Annotated in this window: 1 protein-coding gene; it reads right to left on the minus strand. The window is 71.2% G+C overall.

The window, feature by feature from the left end:
* Positions 1-7: 7 nt before the first annotated feature.
* Positions 8-433 carry a DUF6069 family protein gene (locus tag ABFY07_RS42940; protein WP_346179643.1) on the minus strand — a complete coding sequence of 142 codons (426 nt, stop codon included), beginning with the start codon at positions 431-433 and terminating at the stop codon, positions 8-10.
* Between the last annotated feature and the right edge of the window lie 92 nt (positions 434-525).

The raw sequence follows: 525 nt of genomic DNA on the forward strand, positions 1-525 counted from the left end.
GCCCGGATCACGCCTGGCGGGCACCCTTGCGGTACGCCGGGATCAGCACCGCGCCGACCGCCAGGTGCAGGCAGACGAGCGTGAGGCGGTTGCCCCCGGTCAGGCCCTCCGAGAAGACCGGGGCGAAGAGGGACATCACGAGCACCGCCCCGGCGACGGCGGTCCAGACGGTGCGGGCCCGGGCGGTGAACCGTTCCAGGAGGGCCAGCAGCGCCCAGCCCAGCAGGGAGACCACCAGGACGGAGAGGGGCACGGCCGCGAACGGCAGCTCGCTCGTGGTGGTGGCACCAGGGCCGTCCGGGGTCCTCAGGTCGACCCCGAACGCCTCGTGGGCGAGGAGCCAGATCAGCGCGGCGAGCACCACGGCCCCCGCGAGGGCGATCGCTCTGGTGCGCACGGTTCCGCCGGTGCCGGCGGCGGGAGTTGCGGACATGGTCAGCCTCCTTCGGTCGCAGGAACGCGACAGAGAATGATGCATGGAGCACATGCATGCGTTCAGCACATAATGGTGCCACACCCAGGAAT

Origin of the sequence: Streptomyces sparsogenes subsp. cuspidosporus, from assembly GCF_039532705.1 — a bacterium.
Taxonomy (GTDB): domain Bacteria; phylum Actinomycetota; class Actinomycetes; order Streptomycetales; family Streptomycetaceae; genus Streptomyces; species Streptomyces sparsogenes.